Origin of the sequence: Pseudoalteromonas sp. Z1A8, assembly GCF_011378855.1 — a bacterium.
GTDB lineage: Bacteria > Pseudomonadota > Gammaproteobacteria > Enterobacterales > Alteromonadaceae > Pseudoalteromonas.
Window position 1 is genome coordinate 1 of the sequence record NZ_WTLB01000142.1, and the last position, 521, is coordinate 521.

General features: G+C 40.3%; 1 protein-coding gene. It reads right to left on the minus strand.

The features are described from left to right. On the minus strand, positions 1–521 hold a 521-nt coding region (locus GQR55_RS20065), incomplete at both ends, for a transposase (protein WP_166421976.1).

Sequence of the window (521 nt, forward strand, 5' to 3'; positions counted from 1 at the left end):
ATTGATGTTCGCCCTTTTAATTTACCCGATTCATTATGCCGTGGAATTAATCCACAATAAGCCGCCGCTTCTTTGGCTTTATTGAATTTTTTAGCGGCAAACAAATACGTCAGCTCTCTCGATAATACTGGCCCAATACCAGGGATAGACTCAAGTAGTTTCCTGTTTCTTTTTAAATCAGGTTCATTATCTATGTGGTTATCAATGTCAGATTTAAGCTGTTTAATTTCATCGTCTAAAAACGCGATAGTCACTTTTATAGATTGGCAAACACGCGCAGAAACGTTGCTGAATTCACTTGCTTCTAATCGGTTCGCTTCTCGTTGTCGGTTACTCTCAAGCGCATCTAAACGACGGATAAGGGCTTTAAGCTCTCTAACCTCTAATGCTTCAGGTTGCCAATAATTAACGACTGCGTGCTTAGCACAGCCGTAATGGGCAAGCATCGTTGCATCAGATTTGTCTGTTTTGTGAATTATGTTTAAAGCGTCTGCATACTTTTTAGCTTTACCAGGATTCGC